The sequence below is a fragment of the Amycolatopsis sp. NPDC039088 genome (assembly GCF_055598845.1).
In genome coordinates this window covers 92,125-108,660 of the sequence record NZ_JBVKAE010000006.1, presented here as the reverse complement: position 1 = coordinate 108,660, position 16,536 = coordinate 92,125, and the positions used below count along the sequence as shown (strand labels likewise).

At 68.8% G+C, this 16,536-nt stretch carries 13 protein-coding genes and 1 pseudogene; 2 read left to right on the top strand and 12 right to left on the bottom strand.

Annotation, left to right across the window (positions count from 1 at the left end):
- Positions 1-21: 21 nt before the first annotated feature.
- The 5 genes and pseudogenes from ACZ7KI_RS09825 to ACZ7KI_RS09805 all read right to left on the bottom strand — a co-directional run bounded on the left by ACZ7KI_RS09825 (position 22) and on the right by ACZ7KI_RS09805 (position 4,796).
- Positions 22-938, bottom strand: a pseudogene (locus tag ACZ7KI_RS09825) (molybdenum cofactor biosynthesis protein MoaE).
- Complete coding sequence (gene moaC, locus ACZ7KI_RS09820) at positions 935-1,405, bottom strand: cyclic pyranopterin monophosphate synthase MoaC (protein WP_396563245.1); 471 nt, start codon at positions 1,403-1,405, stop codon at positions 935-937. Before moaC ends, ACZ7KI_RS09825 begins: the two are co-directional and overlap by 4 nt.
- A 17-nt stretch (positions 1,406-1,422) precedes the next feature.
- A complete protein-coding gene (locus tag ACZ7KI_RS09815; protein ID WP_470272752.1) occupies positions 1,423-2,970 on the bottom strand; it encodes an alpha/beta hydrolase in 1,548 nt (515 codons plus the stop codon).
- Positions 2,971-3,120: 150 nt separating this feature from the next.
- Positions 3,121-4,512: an NAD-dependent malic enzyme gene (locus tag ACZ7KI_RS09810; RefSeq protein ID WP_470272751.1), complete on the bottom strand. Its 1,392-nt coding sequence runs from the start codon at positions 4,510-4,512 to the stop codon at positions 3,121-3,123.
- Positions 4,513-4,613: 101 nt separating this feature from the next.
- A complete protein-coding gene (locus ACZ7KI_RS09805; protein ID WP_470224852.1) occupies positions 4,614-4,796 on the bottom strand; it encodes a hypothetical protein in 183 nt (60 codons plus the stop codon).
- A gap of 93 nt (positions 4,797-4,889) precedes the next feature.
- Here ACZ7KI_RS09805 and ACZ7KI_RS09800 point away from each other — a divergent pair, with 93 nt between their 5' ends.
- Entirely contained in the window at positions 4,890-7,133 is a 2,244-nt protein-coding gene (locus ACZ7KI_RS09800) for a helicase-associated domain-containing protein (RefSeq protein ID WP_470272750.1), read from the top strand.
- 284 nt (positions 7,134-7,417) lie between these two features.
- On the opposite strand, the gene ACZ7KI_RS09795 is transcribed toward ACZ7KI_RS09800, so the two are convergent.
- From ACZ7KI_RS09795 to ACZ7KI_RS09765, 7 genes are all read right to left on the bottom strand, one after another.
- Complete coding sequence (locus tag ACZ7KI_RS09795) at positions 7,418-7,750, bottom strand: hypothetical protein (protein WP_470272749.1); 333 nt, start codon at positions 7,748-7,750, stop codon at positions 7,418-7,420.
- A 467-nt stretch (positions 7,751-8,217) separates the two neighbouring features.
- The gene (locus ACZ7KI_RS09790) at positions 8,218-8,820 is read right to left on the bottom strand and encodes a DUF742 domain-containing protein (protein WP_470272748.1); all 603 of its coding nucleotides are present in this window, start codon (positions 8,818-8,820) and stop codon (positions 8,218-8,220) included.
- 6 nt (positions 8,821-8,826) lie between these two features.
- Positions 8,827-9,249, bottom strand: a complete 423-nt coding sequence (locus tag ACZ7KI_RS09785) for a roadblock/LC7 domain-containing protein (RefSeq protein ID WP_037318050.1) — start codon at positions 9,247-9,249, stop codon at positions 8,827-8,829.
- A gap of 416 nt (positions 9,250-9,665) precedes the next feature.
- The gene (locus ACZ7KI_RS09780) at positions 9,666-10,274 is read right to left on the bottom strand and encodes a GTP-binding protein (protein ID WP_061985000.1); all 609 of its coding nucleotides are present in this window, start codon (positions 10,272-10,274) and stop codon (positions 9,666-9,668) included.
- A complete protein-coding gene (locus ACZ7KI_RS09775) occupies positions 10,255-11,034 on the bottom strand; it encodes a DUF742 domain-containing protein (RefSeq protein ID WP_470272747.1) in 780 nt (259 codons plus the stop codon). Before ACZ7KI_RS09775 ends, ACZ7KI_RS09780 begins: the two co-directional genes overlap by 20 nt.
- Positions 11,035-11,059: 25 nt before the next feature.
- On the bottom strand, positions 11,060-11,518 hold the full coding sequence (locus ACZ7KI_RS09770; protein ID WP_470272910.1) for a roadblock/LC7 domain-containing protein: 459 nt from the start codon (positions 11,516-11,518) through the stop codon (positions 11,060-11,062).
- A 20-nt stretch (positions 11,519-11,538) separates the two neighbouring features.
- Positions 11,539-14,655, bottom strand: a complete 3,117-nt coding sequence (locus ACZ7KI_RS09765) for a sensor histidine kinase (protein ID WP_470272909.1) — start codon at positions 14,653-14,655, stop codon at positions 11,539-11,541.
- A gap of 708 nt (positions 14,656-15,363) precedes the next feature.
- On the opposite strand from ACZ7KI_RS09765, the gene ACZ7KI_RS09760 reads away from it, so the two are divergent.
- Positions 15,364-16,320, top strand: a complete 957-nt coding sequence (locus tag ACZ7KI_RS09760; RefSeq protein WP_470272908.1) for an ABC transporter substrate-binding protein — start codon at positions 15,364-15,366, stop codon at positions 16,318-16,320.
- Positions 16,321-16,536: the final 216 nt, after the last annotated feature.

Sequence of the window (16,536 nt, the reverse complement as noted above, 5' to 3'; positions counted from 1 at the left end):
CCCCAAGCGGGAGGAAGGGCGCTAAGGCGAGTTGACCCACTCGTCGCTGCCATCGGTGAAGTGCTGGTGCTTCCACACCGGCAGCCGGGCCTTGACCTCGTCCACCAGCTCCGAGCAGGCCGCGAAAGCCTGGCCGCGGTGCTCGGCGGCCACGGCGCAAGCCAGCGCGACGTCTCCGATCGCGAGCTCGCCCAGCCGATGACTGACCGCGACGGCCCGAACGCCGGTCCACTTCGCCGAGAGGTCCGCGACGACCTCCGCGAGCACCTCCGAAGCGGTGGGGTGTCCCTCGTAGGCGAGCCGTTCCACCGACCGCCCGCCGTCGTGGTCCCGCACGACCCCGCCGAAGGTGACGACGGCGCCCGCGGCCGCGTCGTCCACCAGCCGGGCGTGCTCCTCGACCGAAAGCGGCTCGTCGACCACCGCGACCCGTGCGACCCGAACGCTCATCGTGGTGCCTCCCGTGGGTGGTCGCCGCCCGCCAGCTGGTCGACGGCGTGGTCGAGGATCCCGTCCAGTACGCCCAGGCCGTCCTTGACGCCGCCGCGTGAGCCTGGGAGGTTCACCACCAGCGTCCGCCCGGCCACGCCGGCGACCCCGCGCGAGAGCACGGCCGTGGGCACAGCGGGCAATCCGGCGGCCCGGATCGCGTCCGCGACGCCGGGGAGCTCGTAGTCGAGGATCGCGCGTGTGACGTCCGGGGTGCGGTCGGTCGGCGAGATGCCGGTGCCGCCGGTCGTCACGATCACCTGGACCCTGGCCGCGACGGCCTCGCGCAAGGCCTCGCCGACGGGATCGCCGTCCTCGACGACGACGGGGTCCGGCACGTCCCAGCCCCGCTCGGCGAGCCAGGCCGTGATGACCGGACCGGTCTTGTCCTCGTAGACGCCCTTCGCGGCGCGATTGGACGCCACGATGACCCGCGCGGCCCGGCTCATGGCCGCTCCCAGGTCCCGGTCTTGCCGCCGTCCTTGCGGATCAGGCGGACGTCGTCGAGGGTCGCCGCGGGATCGACGGCCTTGATCATGTCGTGCAGGGTCAACCCGGCGACGGCGACGGCGGTCAGCGCCTCCATTTCGACGCCGGTCCGGTCGTTCGTCTTCGCGGTCGCGGTGATGTGCACGGCCGTCTCGGCGAGGGCGAATTCGACCTTCACCCCGGACAGCGCGATCTGGTGGCAGAGCGGGATCAGCTCGGGGACCTTCTTCGCGCCCATGATGCCCGCGATCCGCGCGGTGGCGAGGGCGTCGCCCTTGGGCAGGCCGTCCGTGGCCAGCAGGCCGAGCACCTCGGCCGTGGTGTGCACGGTGCCGCCGGCCAGCGCGGTGCGGGCGGTGGGCGTCTTGCCGGAAACGTCGACCATACGGGCGGCGCCCGTATGGTCGACGTGGCTGAGTTCACTCACGCTCAGCAGGTTAGTCCTCAGAACATCCGCTGCTTCGAGCGAACCTCGTCGAGTGCCTTCTCGCGGTCCTGCCGCTGTTGCGGTGACATCGAGTCGAACAGCCCGCCCTTGTCCACTCCGCAGGCCGTGTCGTGCGCCGGCCGCTTGCCTTCCACGAGGAACCGGTTGACGGCGTTGTTGCCGCAAGCGTTTTCGTCGGTCAGCCAGACCCCGTGCCCGCCCTCGTCCACGGTCACCATCCGCGCCCGGTCACCGAGCGCCCGGCGCATCTCCCTCGCACCGCTCAGCGGCGTCGCCGGGTCACGCAGGTTCTGCACCATCAGGATGTTCGACGGTCCCCGGTCGCCGATCCGCACCGGCGGCTCGATCGGCTCGGACGGCCAGAACGCGCAAGCCCAGATGTTCGCCCCTGCCGCGCCGAACATCGGGTACTTCACCCGATCCTTCGCGACATTGCGCTGATAGGTCGCGACGTCCTCCGGCCAGTTCGCGTCGTTGCAGACCACGTGCAGCTGCCCGGACAGCAGCTGCGCCACGTCGATCTGCGGTGCCTCGGCTGCCTGCTTCAAGACACCTTCGCCGTCGAGCCCCTGCCACTGCTGCGCGAGCAGGGGAAACGACCTCGTCGAGTACAGCGAGCCGAAGGTGCCGGCCCGGAACGTCGCGCCGTCGATCCCCGGCACCGCGCCGGTGTCGAGTTTGGCGGCCAGTTCGTAGAACTTCGCCGTCACCTGCTGCGGAGTACGGCCCAGTCCGTAACTGGCGTGCCGCGCCGCCGCCCATTTCGCGAAGTCCGGGAAGCGGTCCTCGAACCCCTCCGCCAGGCGACGCGAGGTGGCCGGATCGAGGCCGCCGGGGCCGGTCACGCTGTCGATCACGACGCGATCGGTCTGCTGTGGGAACAGCGTCGAGTACACGGCGCCGAGGTAGCTGCCGTACGAGACGCCGTAGTACGAGAGCTTCTTCTCGCCGAGGGCTTCCCGGATGCGGTCCATGTCGCGGGCGGTGTTGGCCGTGGTGATGTACGGCAGGTTCGCGGCGGTCTTCGACTCCCCGCACTGCTTCGCGATCCCGGCCACGTACGTCGCCCGCTCGGCCACCGCCGCCGCGTCACGCGCGTACGGCGGGACGTTGCTGGTCTGCTGCTCGGGTTTGAGATCGCAGGTGACCGGTGTGCTGCGGCCGATCCCGCGCGGGTCGAACCCGATGACGTCGTACGCGTCGAGCACACTCGACGGCATGCCCACCTTCCGCAACTCGGCGGGCATGGTCAGCCCCGGACCGCCGGGGCCGCCCGGGTTCGTCAGCATGATCCCGCGCCGCTTCGCCGGTTTGGTGCTGGCGAGCTTCGACACGGCGATGTCGATGGTGGCGCCGCCGGGGTTCCGGTAGTCGAGCGGGACCTTCAAGGTGCCGCATTCGACACCGGGCGCGGCCACGTCCTCCGGACACGGCCCCCAGTTGAAAGACGAAACCGCGGCGGACGCCGTGGCCGGTACGAGTACCGCCACGGTCACCGCCGCGGCCGTGAGTGTCCCGATTCTGCTCAGGACAGAGTGCTTCATGCCCAACCCCCGTCAAGATCGACTTCGTGGTCGAAATCGAGCCTATGAGCGGGCCAGGCGTGGAGTCGTCACCCTGAAGTCGGCCCCGGGGTCGGTCTCAGTGATGACTCCCGCACCCGAATGGAGCAAGGGACCTTTGGTATCGCTTGCTCAGCGCTCGGCTGCTTTTGCCGCCTTCTTGACGGCCTCGGCGACGGCGGGGGCGACGGCGCTGTCGAAGACGCTCGGCACGATGAACGACGCGTTGAGCTTGCCGTTGTCCACGACGTCCGCGATGGCGTCGGCCGCCGCGAGCAGCATCGAGTCGTCGATGTGGTGCGCGTGCGCGTCGAGCAGGCCGCGGAACACGCCGGGGAACGCGAGCACGTTGTTGATCTGGTTCGGGAAGTCGCTGCGGCCGGTGGCGACGACGGCGGCGTGCTTCTGCGCCTCCAGCGGGTCGATCTCCGGGTCCGGGTTCGCCAGCGCGAACACGACGGCGTCGGACTTCATGGTCGCGACCTGCTCGGCCCCGAACAGGTTCGGCGCGGAGACCCCGATGAACACGTCGGCGCCGACGAGCGCTTCGTGCAGGGTGCCCGCCTGCTGCTCCTTGTTGGTGTGCTCGGCGATCCAGGTGAGGTTCTCGTCGAGGTTGCCGCGCGCGGAGTGCACGATGCCGTCGATGTCGGCGGCCACGACGTCGCCGGGGTTCTTGCCCAGCAGCAGGCGGATGATCGCCGAACCGGCCGCGCCGACCCCGCTGACCACGATCTTGCAGTCCTCGATGTTCTTCCCGACCACGCGCAGCGCGTTGCGCAGCGCGGCGACCACGACGATCGCGGTGCCGTGCTGGTCGTCGTGGAACACCGGGATGTCGAGCTGGTCACGCAGGCGCTTCTCGATCTCGAAGCAGCGCGGCGCCGCGATGTCCTCGAGGTTGATGCCCGCGTAGACCGGGGCGATCGCCTTGACGATCTTGATGATCTCTTCGGTGTCCTGGGTGTCCAGGCACACCGGCCACGCGTCGACGTCGGCGAACTTCTTGAACAGCGCGGCCTTGCCCTCCATCACCGGGAGCGCGGCGGCCGGGCCGATGTTGCCCAGCCCCAGCACCGCCGAACCGTCGGTGACGACGGCGACGGTGTTGCGCTTGATGGTCAGGCGGCGCGCGTCCTCGGGGTTCGCGGCGATCGCCTGGCACACGCGGGCGACGCCGGGCGTGTACGCGCGGGAGAGGTCGTCACGGTTGCGGAGCGCGACCTTGGGGGTGACCTCGATCTTGCCGCCGAGGTGGATCAGGAACGTCCGGTCGGAGACCTTGCGGACCCGCACGCCCGGGAGCGAGTCCAGGGTCTGCGTGATGTCCTGCGCGTGATTCTCCGACAGGGCGTTGGCGCTGATGTCGACGACGATCGCGTCGGGGTGCGACTCGACGACGTCGAACGCGGTCAGCACGCCGCCGACCCGGCCGACGGCGGTCGTCAGATCACCCGCCGCGGTGGACGACGCGGGGGCCTCCACCCGGACGGTGATCGAATATCCGGGACCGGGAACCGGCATGGCACTACCCCCGCTGAGGAACGCTCGAATAGGTCGATCGAAAACCTACTCCCGTGACGACCGCCACGAAGCCCCGCAGGGGGTGACTGACCAGTAACTTCTTACCGGTTGATCTCGGTCTCGGGGTGCACGTAAGGCACGCTCTCGAGAGGAAAGGTCACGTCACCGAACGGGGACAGCGCACCCTGCCGGTCGGAAGCCAGCTCGGTGACGGGGTGCTCCCCGTCTTCACCGGGCCACGTCGGGTCGATTCCCGCGCGCTTCTTGTTCTCGCCCTTCGCCACAACGTCCTCCAGAGCATGCTCAAGCCGTTCTCGACGCACAGTCTGCCCGAACGCGGCTGCCGGTCCACCACCCGCCCGGTATCCTGGTCTTCTATGCCTGCGCCCTCCCTGGCGGACTGGCTGCGCCAGGAGTCCGACGACGCACTCGCCGCACTGCTGCGCACGCGTCGCGACCTGTCCACGCCACCACCGTCCGACACCATCGTGCTCGCCACCCGGGCCGGCACGCCGGGCTCCGTCGCGCGCGCCTGCGAAGACCTCGACACCTTCACCCTCGCCGTGCTCGACGCCCTGCTGCTGGCCGGAGCGGACACTGATCCGGTCACATCGGCCGAGGTCGCGCGGCTCGTGGGCACCGAGATCGACGAGGCGCTGACCCTGCTGCGCACCCGGGCGCTCGTCTGGGGCGAAGACGACGGACTGCGTGTCCCGCCGTCGGCCCGCGACGCGCTCGGACCGTTCCCCGCCGGGCTGGGCGCGTCGTCGTCCACGCTCGCCGGAACGGACATCGAGACCGCGCTCGCGGAGATCGGCGAGGACGAACGCGCCCTGCTGACGACGCTGGCCGCCGGGCCGCCGATCGGCCGCACCCGTGACGCCTCGGCCGACGTCCCGCTGGAGCGCGCGCAGAACCCGGTCCAGAAGCTGCTTGCCCGCGGGCTGCTGCTGCGCCGGGACGATCAGACCGTCGAACTGCCGCGCGAACTCGGGATCGCCCTGCGCGGCGGCTCGGTGTTCGACCCGGCGTCGCTGCGCGAACCGGCACTCCCCGTGCATCCGCACAATTTGTCTACAGTGGACGAGGCGGCGGCAGGCGAGGCGATGGAGTTCTTGCGCCAGACCGAAAACATGCTTCGCGCGTGGTCGGCGACGCCGCCGCCGGTGCTGAAGTCCGGCGGCCTCGGCGTCCGCGAACTGAAGAAGCTCGCCAAGGATCTCGACGCCGACGAGACCCGCGTGACCCTGCTGGCGGAGCTCGCGGTCGGCGCCGGGCTGGTCGCGGACAGCGAGACGACTTCACCGGAATGGGTGCCGACGACGCTCACGGACACGTGGCTCGCGTCACCGACGGCGCAGCGCTGGATGACGCTCGCGCAGGCTTGGCTCGAACTGCCCCGGCTGCCCGGCCTCGCCGGTGGGCGGGACGCGAAGGACAAGCCGATCGCGCCGCTTTCGGAAGACCTGCGACGGCCGCTGGCGCCGGTCTCGCGGCGGCGGATCCTCCTCGCCTTGGCCGCGCTGCCCGAAGGCGCCGGGGTGAAGAGCACCGACGAACTGGTCGCCGCGCTCGCCTGGCGCGCGCCGCGGCGGGGCGGGCGGCTGCGGGACGAGACCGTCCGCTGGACGATGGCCGAAGGGGCCGCCCTCGGCCTGATCGCGCTCGGCGGGCTCACGACGGCGACGCGGGCGCTGCTGGCCGAGGACCGGCCCGGCGCGGTCGAGGCGATGCTCGACGCGCTACCACGGCCGGTGGACCACGTCCTGGTCCAGGCCGACTTGACCGTCGTCGCGCCGGGGCCGCTGGAAGCCGAACTCGCGGCCGAGATGACCGCCGTCGCCGACATCGAATCGGCCGGGCACGCGACCGTCTACCGGATCACCGAGACCTCCGTGCGGCGCGCGCTCGACACCGGGCGGACCGCGGGCGAACTGCACCAGTTGTTCGCGTCACGGTCGGCGACGCCGGTCCCGCAGTCGCTGAGCTACCTGATCGACGACGTCGCCCGGCGGCACGGGCGGCTTCGCGGTGGCGCCGCCGAGTCGTTCCTGCGCTGTGACGACGCTTCGCTGCTCGCGGAGGTCATGGGCAGCCCGGTCGCGGCGGAGTACGGCCTGCGCATGATCGCGCCGACGGTACTCATCAGCGCGTACCCGCTTTCCGAGGTCCTCGACGCTCTTCGCGCCGCTGGGTTCGCTCCGGCCGCCGAAGGGCCCGATGGGCGCGTCATGGACATCAGGCCGTCTGGACGTCGGCTGCCCGCGAAGGCGCGTGCCGCGCGTCGCGCCCCTGGGGAACAGGCCGGGCTGACCGACGAACAGGTCGGCAAGATCGTCGCGCACGTCCGGGCCGGTGACGCCGCTTCGGCGCGTCGTCGCGGCGAGACGGTGCGCGCGCCGCAGGGCGGTGGCGCCGGGGACACCTCCGCGACGCTGGCGTTGCTGTCACAGGCGACCATGGAGCGTCGCGAGGTGTGGATCGGGTTCGTCGACTCACGCGGGACGTCGAGCCAGCGCGTGGTGCGGCCGATGCGGGTCGGGGGCGGGGTCCTCGAAGGGACCGACAACGAACGCTACCCACTGCACCGGATCACCTCGGCCGCCCTCGTCGAAGACTGACCCCGCCTTCAGACCTACGCATTTAGTCCTCTGAGTGCGGCCCTTGCACACGCGACGGCTGGGTCTATTCTGCGTTCGAAGCGTGACGTCGCGGACGCCGGGCGAGTCGCAAGGCCAGGTGCACCCGGGGCAGACCGGGACCCTGGCCTTACGCATGTTCAACAGTCGGTCTCGACCGCGATCTCACACACCCGGTCCTGGATCAGCCGTAGACATCCTGGTCGTCCGCACGCGGGCGAGTGACCACGCATTTAGTCCTCTGAATGCGGTCCTTGCACGCGCAACTAGACGAGCTGTTCAGTGCGGAGGTCTTTCAGCACCATCGACATGGCCTCGCCGTGAGTCGGCCAGTCCGGCGTTCCGATCCCGACCGAATGCAAGGCCGACCGAACAGCGGCATGACCTTCCGCGATGGCGTGGGAGAGGTCGTCGCCGGACACATCGGCCTCGATCTCCATCACCGCCCGCCCAGCGTCCGCGGAAACCGCGCTGTCGGCGAACCCGCCGAGGCATCGTTCCTGTTCGAGGAGCGCTCGCATCACTTTGTCGCAGTAATCGAAGAGATCACCGTCGCCGTCGGCGATGAATACCCAGTGCGCGTGAACCGTCACACTCATCGGGAACCCCCTTCGATCTCGTAGCAAGGCTGACGAAGCAACCAGGACACTGCGTTCTTCCCATAGTTGGCGCCGCTCGGCGTCAGGTGGATCCACCGCTGATGCTGCCCATAAGGGCAACGGACGGTGTAGTAGGTCGGCGGATCCAAGATCCTCCATCCTGCCCGATGGAAGTGTTCCAGAACAGCTTCCAGGTCCTTCCTAGGATGCTTTCTCCAGTACCCACCGACTACTCTCCTCGACCACGTTAACGCAGATCAGGAAGACCGGCGTCACGTTGAGATCCCGTTCACGGACGACCGAGGTGTCATCGGAGGCGGAGCGCATGTCATTACCCAAGGCAACTGACGTTGACTCTAAAGTAGTCAGCTGGTCTCGGGATTCCGCTGACGCATTTAGTCCTCTGGATGCGGTCGTTGCACCGCGCAAGGAACGCATTCAGAGGACTAAATGCGGAGGGGAAGGGGTCAGAGGGCGCGAAGGCCTTGAAGGACGCGTTCCATGAAGGCGCGCGAAGAGGAGTCCCCGAGGATCAGCTCCGTCTGGTGGATCAGCACCAGTCCCGCGTCCGCCATGTCGCCGACGAGCACCTTCACCACGCCCAGCGGCAGCCGCAGATGCGCGGCGATCTCCGCGATCGAGCGGGTGTCCAGGCAGATGTCGCAGATCTGCCGGTGCTCGGGGGTCCGCACGCCGCGATACCGGCGGCCGTCGTCGCTGGTCGAGACCAGCGCCTCCAGCGCCAGGTCGTGCGCGGTGCGGGTGCGCCCGCCGGTGCGCGTGTAGGGCCGGACACGAGAGCCAGAGGACGGCAGGTAGACCGAAGCGGGCGCGCTGCCCGCATAGCCTGGACCGCCGCTACCCGTGGAAGCGGGACGCGGGGGCGACTGGCGGATCGGCGAAGGGGCCGTCGAGACCGGTTCCGGCGGTGCGGGCGGACGCCGCGGCATGACCGTGCTGATCGAGCTCAGCTCGAACCGGCTCGGGGAGTCGAAGGCCTCGCGCTCGGTGCCTTGGTAAAGGGAGTCCCAGCCGGACGGTTCCGGCTCGGTGAATCCGGTGATCTTCATCGGCCGCTACCCACGGACGCCGCCCTGCAGCTGCGCCCGCAGCTCGGGGGTGATCTGCTGGCCGACCCGCTCGACGAGCAGGGTCATCTCGTAGGCCACGGTGCCGATGTCGCAGGTCGGCGCGGCCAGTACGGCGAGCGATGATCCGTCGGAGACCGACATGAGGAAGAGGTAGCCGCGTTCCATCTCGACGACGGTCTGGTTGACCCCGCCCGCGTCGAAGCAGCGCGCCGCGCCGGCGGTGAGGCTGATCAATCCGGAGGCGACCGCGGACAGCTGTTCGGCCCGCTCCTGCGGCAGCCCTTCCGACGGCGCGAGGAGAAGGCCGTCCGCAGAGACCAGCACGGCGTGCGCGGCACCGGGAACCCGGCGCGCGAAATCCGTGATGAGCCAACCGAACGAGCTCTGCTGCTGCCCGGATGCCGTCACAAGTCCCTCCTCGCTGCGTCAAGACCACCTGGGCGACGTGGTCCGGACGTCTCTCGCTGACCAGCACCGACAAGCCGAAAGACGCCTCCACCCAGCGTATTCGTCCCGTCGATCGTGTCGAGCCCGCCACCCGGCCGTAGATGTTCACCGAACGTAGGCGTCCGGCAGCTCACCGCGTCGACCCATCGCGAACCACGCATTCGTGGGTCACCCTGTGGTGAGGTCGCGCGACCGGGCGTGAATCGGTGTCCACGCAGGTCAGCGACGTGCATATCACCCGCCCGGGTGGTGCCACCACCGGATCGGCCGGAGGGATCGCCCCGTGTTCGATCCGGCCGGTGGCGCCGATCCCCGAAGCGGGTGAAGCCTGCGGAGTTCACTCCAACGGCCGCATCCGCTCCGGGCTTTCGTCCCTTTTACCCGGCGCGCAACGCCGAATCGTAGGCGATGGCGTGTTGCACGACCGAGATCAACACCTGCTTGGCGGACTCCCGCTCCCGAGCGTCACAGGCCATGATCGGCACGGACGGCGAGATCGTCAGCGCGTGCCGGACGTCCTCGATCTGGTGGTGCAGCAGCCGGTCGAAGCAGTTGATCGCCACGACGTACGGCAGCTTCCGGTTCTCGAAGAAGTCGATCGACGGGAACGCGTCGGCGAGCCTCCGCGTGTCGACCAGCACGACGGCGCCGATGGCACCGACCGCCAGGTCGTCCCACATGAACCAGAACCGGTGCTGGCCCGGCGTACCGAACACGTACAGCACCAGATCCGAGTCCAGCGAAATGCGCCCGAAGTCCATGGCAACGGTCGTCGTCGACTTGTTCGGGGTGGCCGAATTGTCGTCGACGCCGGTACTGGCCTCGGTCATCATGGCCTCGGTGGTCAGCGGATCGATCTCCGAAACCGCCCCGACCAGCGTGGTCTTCCCCGATCCGAATCCGCCAGCGACCACGATCTTGGCCGACGAAGTCGGCCCGGCCACCTGCGGCGCATTCGCGTCGGAGTCAAATTCTCCGAAGCCCACTGAGCACCCTCTCCATGAACTCGATACTGGGCCGGTCACCCACGTTCTGGCTGGCGGTGTGCACCAGGACCAGGCCGAGGCCGGCCACGTCTCCGATCAGCACCCGGACCACGCCGAGCGGCAGGCGCAACAGCGCCGCGACTTCGGCGACGGACCGGGTGTCCAGGCAAAGGTCGCAGATCGACCGGTGTTCGGGTACGCGCACCCGGTCGAGCACGCGTCCCTGTTCGCTGGTCGAGATCAACGCCTCGATGGCAAGGTCGTACGTCGGCTTGGTCCGTCCCCGCGTGCGGAAGTACGGCCGGACCAGGCCGGATGATTCGACGTCGGTGGTGTACGGCTCGTCGACGTACTCGTTCTGCGCCTGCTGCGGCAAGGCCGCGGCAAGCGGGTCGGCGGCCGCCGACCGGCGCTCCTCCTCCTTGTCGAAGGAGAACTTGGCGAACTCGCCCGAGTCGTACAGCGGACCGCTGCCACCACCGAACAGTTCGGCCCCGGGTCCGCCGAGCAGGCGTTCCCGGTAGTCCGTGACACTGAAATCGGCGGGTCCGGCTCCCGCGTTCGAATCGGTCAGCCAGCGGGAGGCCTCTTCCGGGGACACGGGGTCGTCGTCCGACCCCTGTGCCCGCCGCGATCGCCATTCCCGATCGACCCGGTCCCGGAAGGACGTCCAGTCCTCCCGGCCGTCGTCTCGTTCCGACCACCCGCCGGAGAAGTCGTCACCGAGCCGGCCATCGCCCCTCAAGCGCCCGTCGTCCACGGCATTCTCCTCGGTTCCCGGTCGCTCAGCGGCGGACCGACGCGCCCTGCAGCTGCGCGCGCATCTCCGGTGTCAGCTGTTGCCCCACCCGTTCCACCAGCAAGGTCATCTCGTAGACGACCAGGCCGATGTCGCTCTCCGGCGATCCGAGGACCGCCAGACAGGAACCGTCGGACACCGACATCAGGAAGAGGAAGCCGTTGGCCATCTCGACCACCGTCTGCGCGACCGTGCCGCCTTCGAACACCTTGGCCGCACCGCGCGCGAGGCTGGTGAGCCCCGACGAGACGGCGGCGAGTTGATCGGCCCTGTCCTTGGGAAGTCCCTTCGAGGAAGCCAGCAGCAAACCGTCCGCCGACACCACCACGGCATGCGCCGCGCCCGGGACCCGGTGCACGAAATCCGTGATCAGCCAGGCAAAGCTGCTCGTGTGTCCTTTACCCTGCGCCTGGCCGCCAGGCCGCGCCGGTCCCCCCGGCTGCATCGCACCCGCCCGTGTCACTTTCACTCCTTACTGCTGTCATCGGCAGGGGAACCCGCACCCCAGCCAGTCACCGGAACGCCGTTGTCATCCAGCGCATCGAGCGGGCGTTCCTTCAACGCGTGCCGTCCCGACGTGTAGCCCTTCTGGAAGCTTGCCATCCGACTGCGAGCCGCCGTCGCCGAGCGGGCGATCGCACCCGTGCCCGGCATTCCGGAGGTCTTGTCGGCGAACGAGTCTTCCTTCTTGGGCTCATCCCCGCCGATCGAGCCGGGGACGAGGTACTGATTCGGCACCCGTTTCGGCAAGCCTGCCGGGGTTATCTCGTCGTTCCGGTCTTCGTACAGGACCTGCGCCGCCTGCCAGCCGTCGTCGGACGCGCTCCGCCAGCCATTGTCCTGGAGCACCGTCTCCGGCGGAACACTCTGCGGGGTCCGAGTGGGCAATGCCTCTTCGGCGGGCTCCGCGGCGGGCTCATCGCCCTCGTCGATGCCGTGGCGGTCCTGCTCGGGCACGTCGGTCTCAGCGGTCTCGGTGCCCTCGGCGTGGGACGAGCCCGCGGGCTCACCGGCTTCGTCGCCTTCGCTGAACCAGCGCGAGAGCACCGACTGGTAGATCGGGAGCCGCCTGGTGGGGACGTCGTCCTCCAGCGCCGACTTACCCGAGTCCTCGGGCTCCTCCGGCTGCCGCGGCAACTCGACCGGGTTCACCGGCACGTACCTCGGCTCCCGTTTCGGCAGCACGAGCGACGCGAACTGGGTCTCCGTACCGCTGGAGGCCCCGTCGCCGTTCGCCGGCGAGATGTCCTCGGCCGTCGGCCACGCCGGGGTCTCCTCGGCGGGGGTCGCCGGGCTGAGGAACGGTCCGGCCGCGTTCTTGCCCGCGACCAGGTCGTCGAGGCTGATCGGCTGGTCAAGCGGGACGAGCCCGCCCTGCTGCGCGACCGGCTGGTGGGACGGCGGCTTCGACGGCGGCGGCGGAGTCATCTCCAGACCGCGGTCGGACGCCGGGATGCTGGGCAGCGAGGTCGACATCTCGGACATCGACGGCATCGACGTCTCCGAGCGGTTCGGCGGCGGCGGGGTGTTCCGCGAGGAACCCGGCCGCATCTGCGTGAGCAGTTCGGCGGGCACGACGACCCGCGCGATCACGCCGCCTTCGATGTCCTCGTTCTCCCGGAGCCGGACCTCGATGCCGTGACGGCGCGCCAGGCGCGCGACCACGTACAGGCCCATCCGCCTGGTCACCGAGACGTCCAGGTCCGGCGGGTCGGCGAGCCGCTGATTGACCTCGGCGAGCCGCTCCTCGGTCATGCCGACACCGTGGTCGGTGACCTGGATGGCGAGCGCCTTCTTGCGGGTGATCACCGCGCGGACGGTCACCTTCGTCTCCGGCTCGGAGAAGTAGGTGGCGTTGTCCAGCAGTTCCGCGAGCACGTGCACGAGGTCGTGGATCGTCAGGCCCTGGACGGCGACGTCGGGGACGATGCCGATCTCGATCCGGGCGTACTGCTCGATCTCCGAAACCGCGGCGCCGATGACGTCGGCGGCGGGCACCGGCTTGGGCACCGACTTCGCGAGGCCGGCGCCCGAGAGCACCAGGAGGCTTTCACCGTTGCGGCGCAGCCGCGTGGCGAGGTGGTCGAGCTCGAACAGGCTGGCCAAGTGGTCCGGGTCCTGCTCGTCGGCTTCGAGCCGGTCGATCACGCCGAGCTGGCGTTCCACCAGGCGCTGCGACCGGCGGGACAGGTTCACGAAGATGCCGTTGACGTTCTCGCGCAGGAGGGCCTGCTCGGCGGCCATCTTGACGGCCTGCGCGTGGACGACGTCGAACGAACGCGCCACTTCACCGATCTCGTCACGCGAAGTGACCGGCACCGGTTCGACCGACCGCTTCGAGGCGTTGACCGGGTCCGGGTCGTCCAGGATCGCTTGCACCGTTTCCGGCAATCGGGTGTAGGCGACGTCGAGCGCGGTCTTCCGCAGGATCCGCAGCGGGCGCAGCATCAGGCGGGCGATGACGAGCATCAGGGCGAGCGCCGCGAGCAGGGCCAGCAGCACGATCGCGCCGCCGATCCAGGCGCTGTTGATCGCCGAGGTGGCCAGGTCGTCGGCCTGTGCCCGCAGCTGGCCGAGCAGGTTGGTCTCGACCGCGCGCAGTTTGTCGAGCGCGACGCGGCTGTCGTTGCCGAGCGCGACGTTGTCGATGGCGGGCGGTTCGTTCTGCTGGTGCAGCGAGAACGCCATCGTGGTGATCCGGCGGCGGTCGTCGACCTCGGGGCCGGAGAAGGTGTCCGAGTAGAGCTGCCGCTGTTCGGGGTTGGCGTTCGCGAGGAAGGCCGCGGTCGAGGCGTCACCACTGGCCACCGCCGAACGGGCCTGGTCGAACAGGTCGCCGGGGAACGAGGAGCGGAAGGAGGCGATCAGCAGCGCCGCGTCACCGCGGGCGATGTACTCCTTGCTCTCACTGATGGCCTGCACCGTGGTGCCGAGCCGGAGCACGTCGCGGTTGGCCACCGCGGTCGTCACCTCACGGCCGAGCTGGACCAGCGAGTCGAGGATGCCGGAGTAGGCGATGAGGACCGGCGTGTCGCCCAGCAGCGAGGTGTTCATCGCGCCGCGCAGCGGGCGCAGGGCGTCGAGCCGCTGCAGACCACGCGAGTAGCGGTCCCTCGTGTCCTGGTCGTCCGGGTTGATCTGGTTCGCCGATGCACGGAGGTCGTCGACCGCGCGGTCGACCTTGGCGATCTGCGCGTCGAGACCGGTCTGGCGCGCTCCCTCACCGGAGGCGATCCTGGCGACGGCGAGCGCGCGTTCGCTCTGCAGTTCGTGCACCACGAGCGTGATCTTGTCGGCGAACGCGACCTGATCGGCCGTGTCCTGGAACCGGGTGGCCTCGCCGCTGTCGTCGATCACGCGCAGCGTGCCGAGCGCGAGCGCGGTCAGCGTCGGAATGATCAGGACGGCCGCGAGCTTGGATCGCAGACGCCAGTTACGCAGGCCCAGGAACGACCCGGCCTTCCCGCCAGGACCGTCTCCGGTATCCCGCGCAGGGGCCCCTCCCACCCCCGCGGTGTCTTCGTTCGGCACCGCCGCACCACCATCATCTTCATCCGGGCCGGGAAAGCCCATTTTGGACATGCCGTTCTCGAACTGGCCGTTCTGCTGTCTGCGTCGGTTGTCGGAGACCACTACCCGCACACTCCTGCCGCCCGGCAGGGATGGTCGCTCCTCCGAATGAGGGGGTCGTCTTCGACGCAGTCTCTCAGGTGCACTTGGCCGAAATCCCGCCTGGCGTCATTGGTCTTTTCGGCCTAACCCGCCAGTGCGCGAGTACGCACCAGTGAACCACGGTCGTGTTCACCGTGTTCGACACAGAGTGCCTTGCACCTCGGGAAAGGTCCAGAGCGTTCGGCCATCCAAGGCACTCTCTTTCACTACATCAGTGGTCCACACCTCACTACCGGTGCATGAGGGTAGCGAACGGCAGGCCCAGATGTAACCCTTCGGACAAGACCGAAGAGAAGCACCGTACGGGTCTTGACCTAAAGCCACTCAGTTGGCAAAGGACCCACGGAGGTGAACACGCCCCGTTGTGTTCACTTCTGACAAACAACCTGTTCGGGTGATCGTTACCACTTGGGATCATCGGATGACCACCCATTGTGAGCGCTGTGTCCGTTCTCTACAGTGGGCCCGTGACTCGACAAAGAGTCCCTTCCGAATTCCGCATCCGGCCACGTCATCACGTGTCCCTCCCTTGATCAGGAGCATCACTTGCTTGGCTCTGCAAGCTCGAAGAAGGCCTTGAGCGTCAGCCGGGGTAGGCGTGGAGCCCTCGCCTTCGCGATGGCGGCCGTCGTTTCGGTATCGATCAGCGGCTGCGGCCTGCTCGGCGGAGACGACTCGTCCTCTTCCGGCGGCTCGGGGAACCTCGAGAAGTCGAAGATCAAGGTCGCGGTGATGTCGACCATCGACCTGGCCCCGCTGCGGCTCGCGCAGGACGGCGGCTACTTCAAGAACGAAGGCCTCGACGTCGAGGCCATCGAAGCGGCGACCGGTCAGGTCTCGCTGACCAAGCTGATCGGCGGCGAGGTCGACATCGCGTACGCGAGCTACACGCCGTTCTTCATCGCGGCGAGCAAGGGCACCGCGGACATCAAGCTGGTCGCGGACGCCTCCTCCGCGGGCCCGAAGAGCACGATGCTGGTCACACTGCCGACGTCGTCGGTGAAGAGCGTCGCCGACCTGGCAGGCAAGAAGATCGGCATCACCGCGCCGAACACGGTGTCCGACACGCTGTCCAAATCGGTCATGAAGGACCACGGCGTCGACGCCAGCAAGGTCCAGTGGGTGCCGGTCCCCCTGCCGAACATCGGGAACGCGCTCAAGAACGGCGACATCGACGCCGGCTTCCTGACCGAGCCGTTCATCACCCAGACCGCGAAGCAGGCGGGCACCGTCCCGGTCGTGGACACCGCCACCGGCGCCACCCAGGACTTCCCCACCGCGGGTTACGGCTCGCTCGGCAAGTTCGTCTCGGAGAACCCGAAGACCGTGGCCGCCTTCCAGCGCGCCATGCAGAAGGCCACCCGGGACGCGGCGGACCGCTCCAAGATCGAGCCGCTGCTGGTCAAGTACGCCAAGATCGACCAGGACACCGCGGCGCTGACCACGCTGCTGACCTTCCAGTCCACCCTGGACCCCCGCCGGATCCAGCGGGTCCCGGACCTGCTGCTGCAGATGGGCGCCATCCAGACCAAGATCGACGTCGGCCCGATGATCGCGCCGCAGACCACCAGTTGATGACTCGCGGTTACCTCGAATTGTCGTTTCACCCGAAATTCGATCACTAAAAGTAGCGATGTCCAAGCGGGTGATCAGGTAATAGGGCGAATGGCCTAAAATGATCACCCGCTCACGACACCCATTGTGAGCGGGTGGGCAAATCTCTAAGGTGACCGCGTGCCTGGCGAAATAAAGCCAAGACACGGATGAAACCCCAAACGGTGATTCATTGTT

Bases quoted from the DNA above. Each gene is read 5' to 3' on its own strand.
- ACZ7KI_RS09800 (WP_470272750.1), top strand. From the start codon at position 4,890: ATGCCTGCGCCCTCCCTGGCGGACTGGCTGCGCCAGGAGTCCGACGAC.
- ACZ7KI_RS09815 (WP_470272752.1), bottom strand. From the start codon at position 2,970: ATGAAGCACTCTGTCCTGAGCAGAATCGGGACACTCACGGCCGCGGCG.
- ACZ7KI_RS09770 (WP_470272910.1), bottom strand. From the start codon at position 11,518: ATGCAGCCGGGGGGACCGGCGCGGCCTGGCGGCCAGGCGCAGGGTAAA.
- ACZ7KI_RS09790 (WP_470272748.1), bottom strand. From the start codon at position 8,820: ATGAAGATCACCGGATTCACCGAGCCGGAACCGTCCGGCTGGGACTCC.
- ACZ7KI_RS09795 (WP_470272749.1), bottom strand. From the start codon at position 7,750: ATGAGTGTGACGGTTCACGCGCACTGGGTATTCATCGCCGACGGCGAC.
- ACZ7KI_RS09760 (WP_470272908.1), top strand. From the start codon at position 15,364: ATGGCGGCCGTCGTTTCGGTATCGATCAGCGGCTGCGGCCTGCTCGGC.
- ACZ7KI_RS09765 (WP_470272909.1), bottom strand. From the start codon at position 14,655: ATGTCCAAAATGGGCTTTCCCGGCCCGGATGAAGATGATGGTGGTGCG.
- ACZ7KI_RS09810 (WP_470272751.1), bottom strand. From the start codon at position 4,512: ATGCCGGTTCCCGGTCCCGGATATTCGATCACCGTCCGGGTGGAGGCC.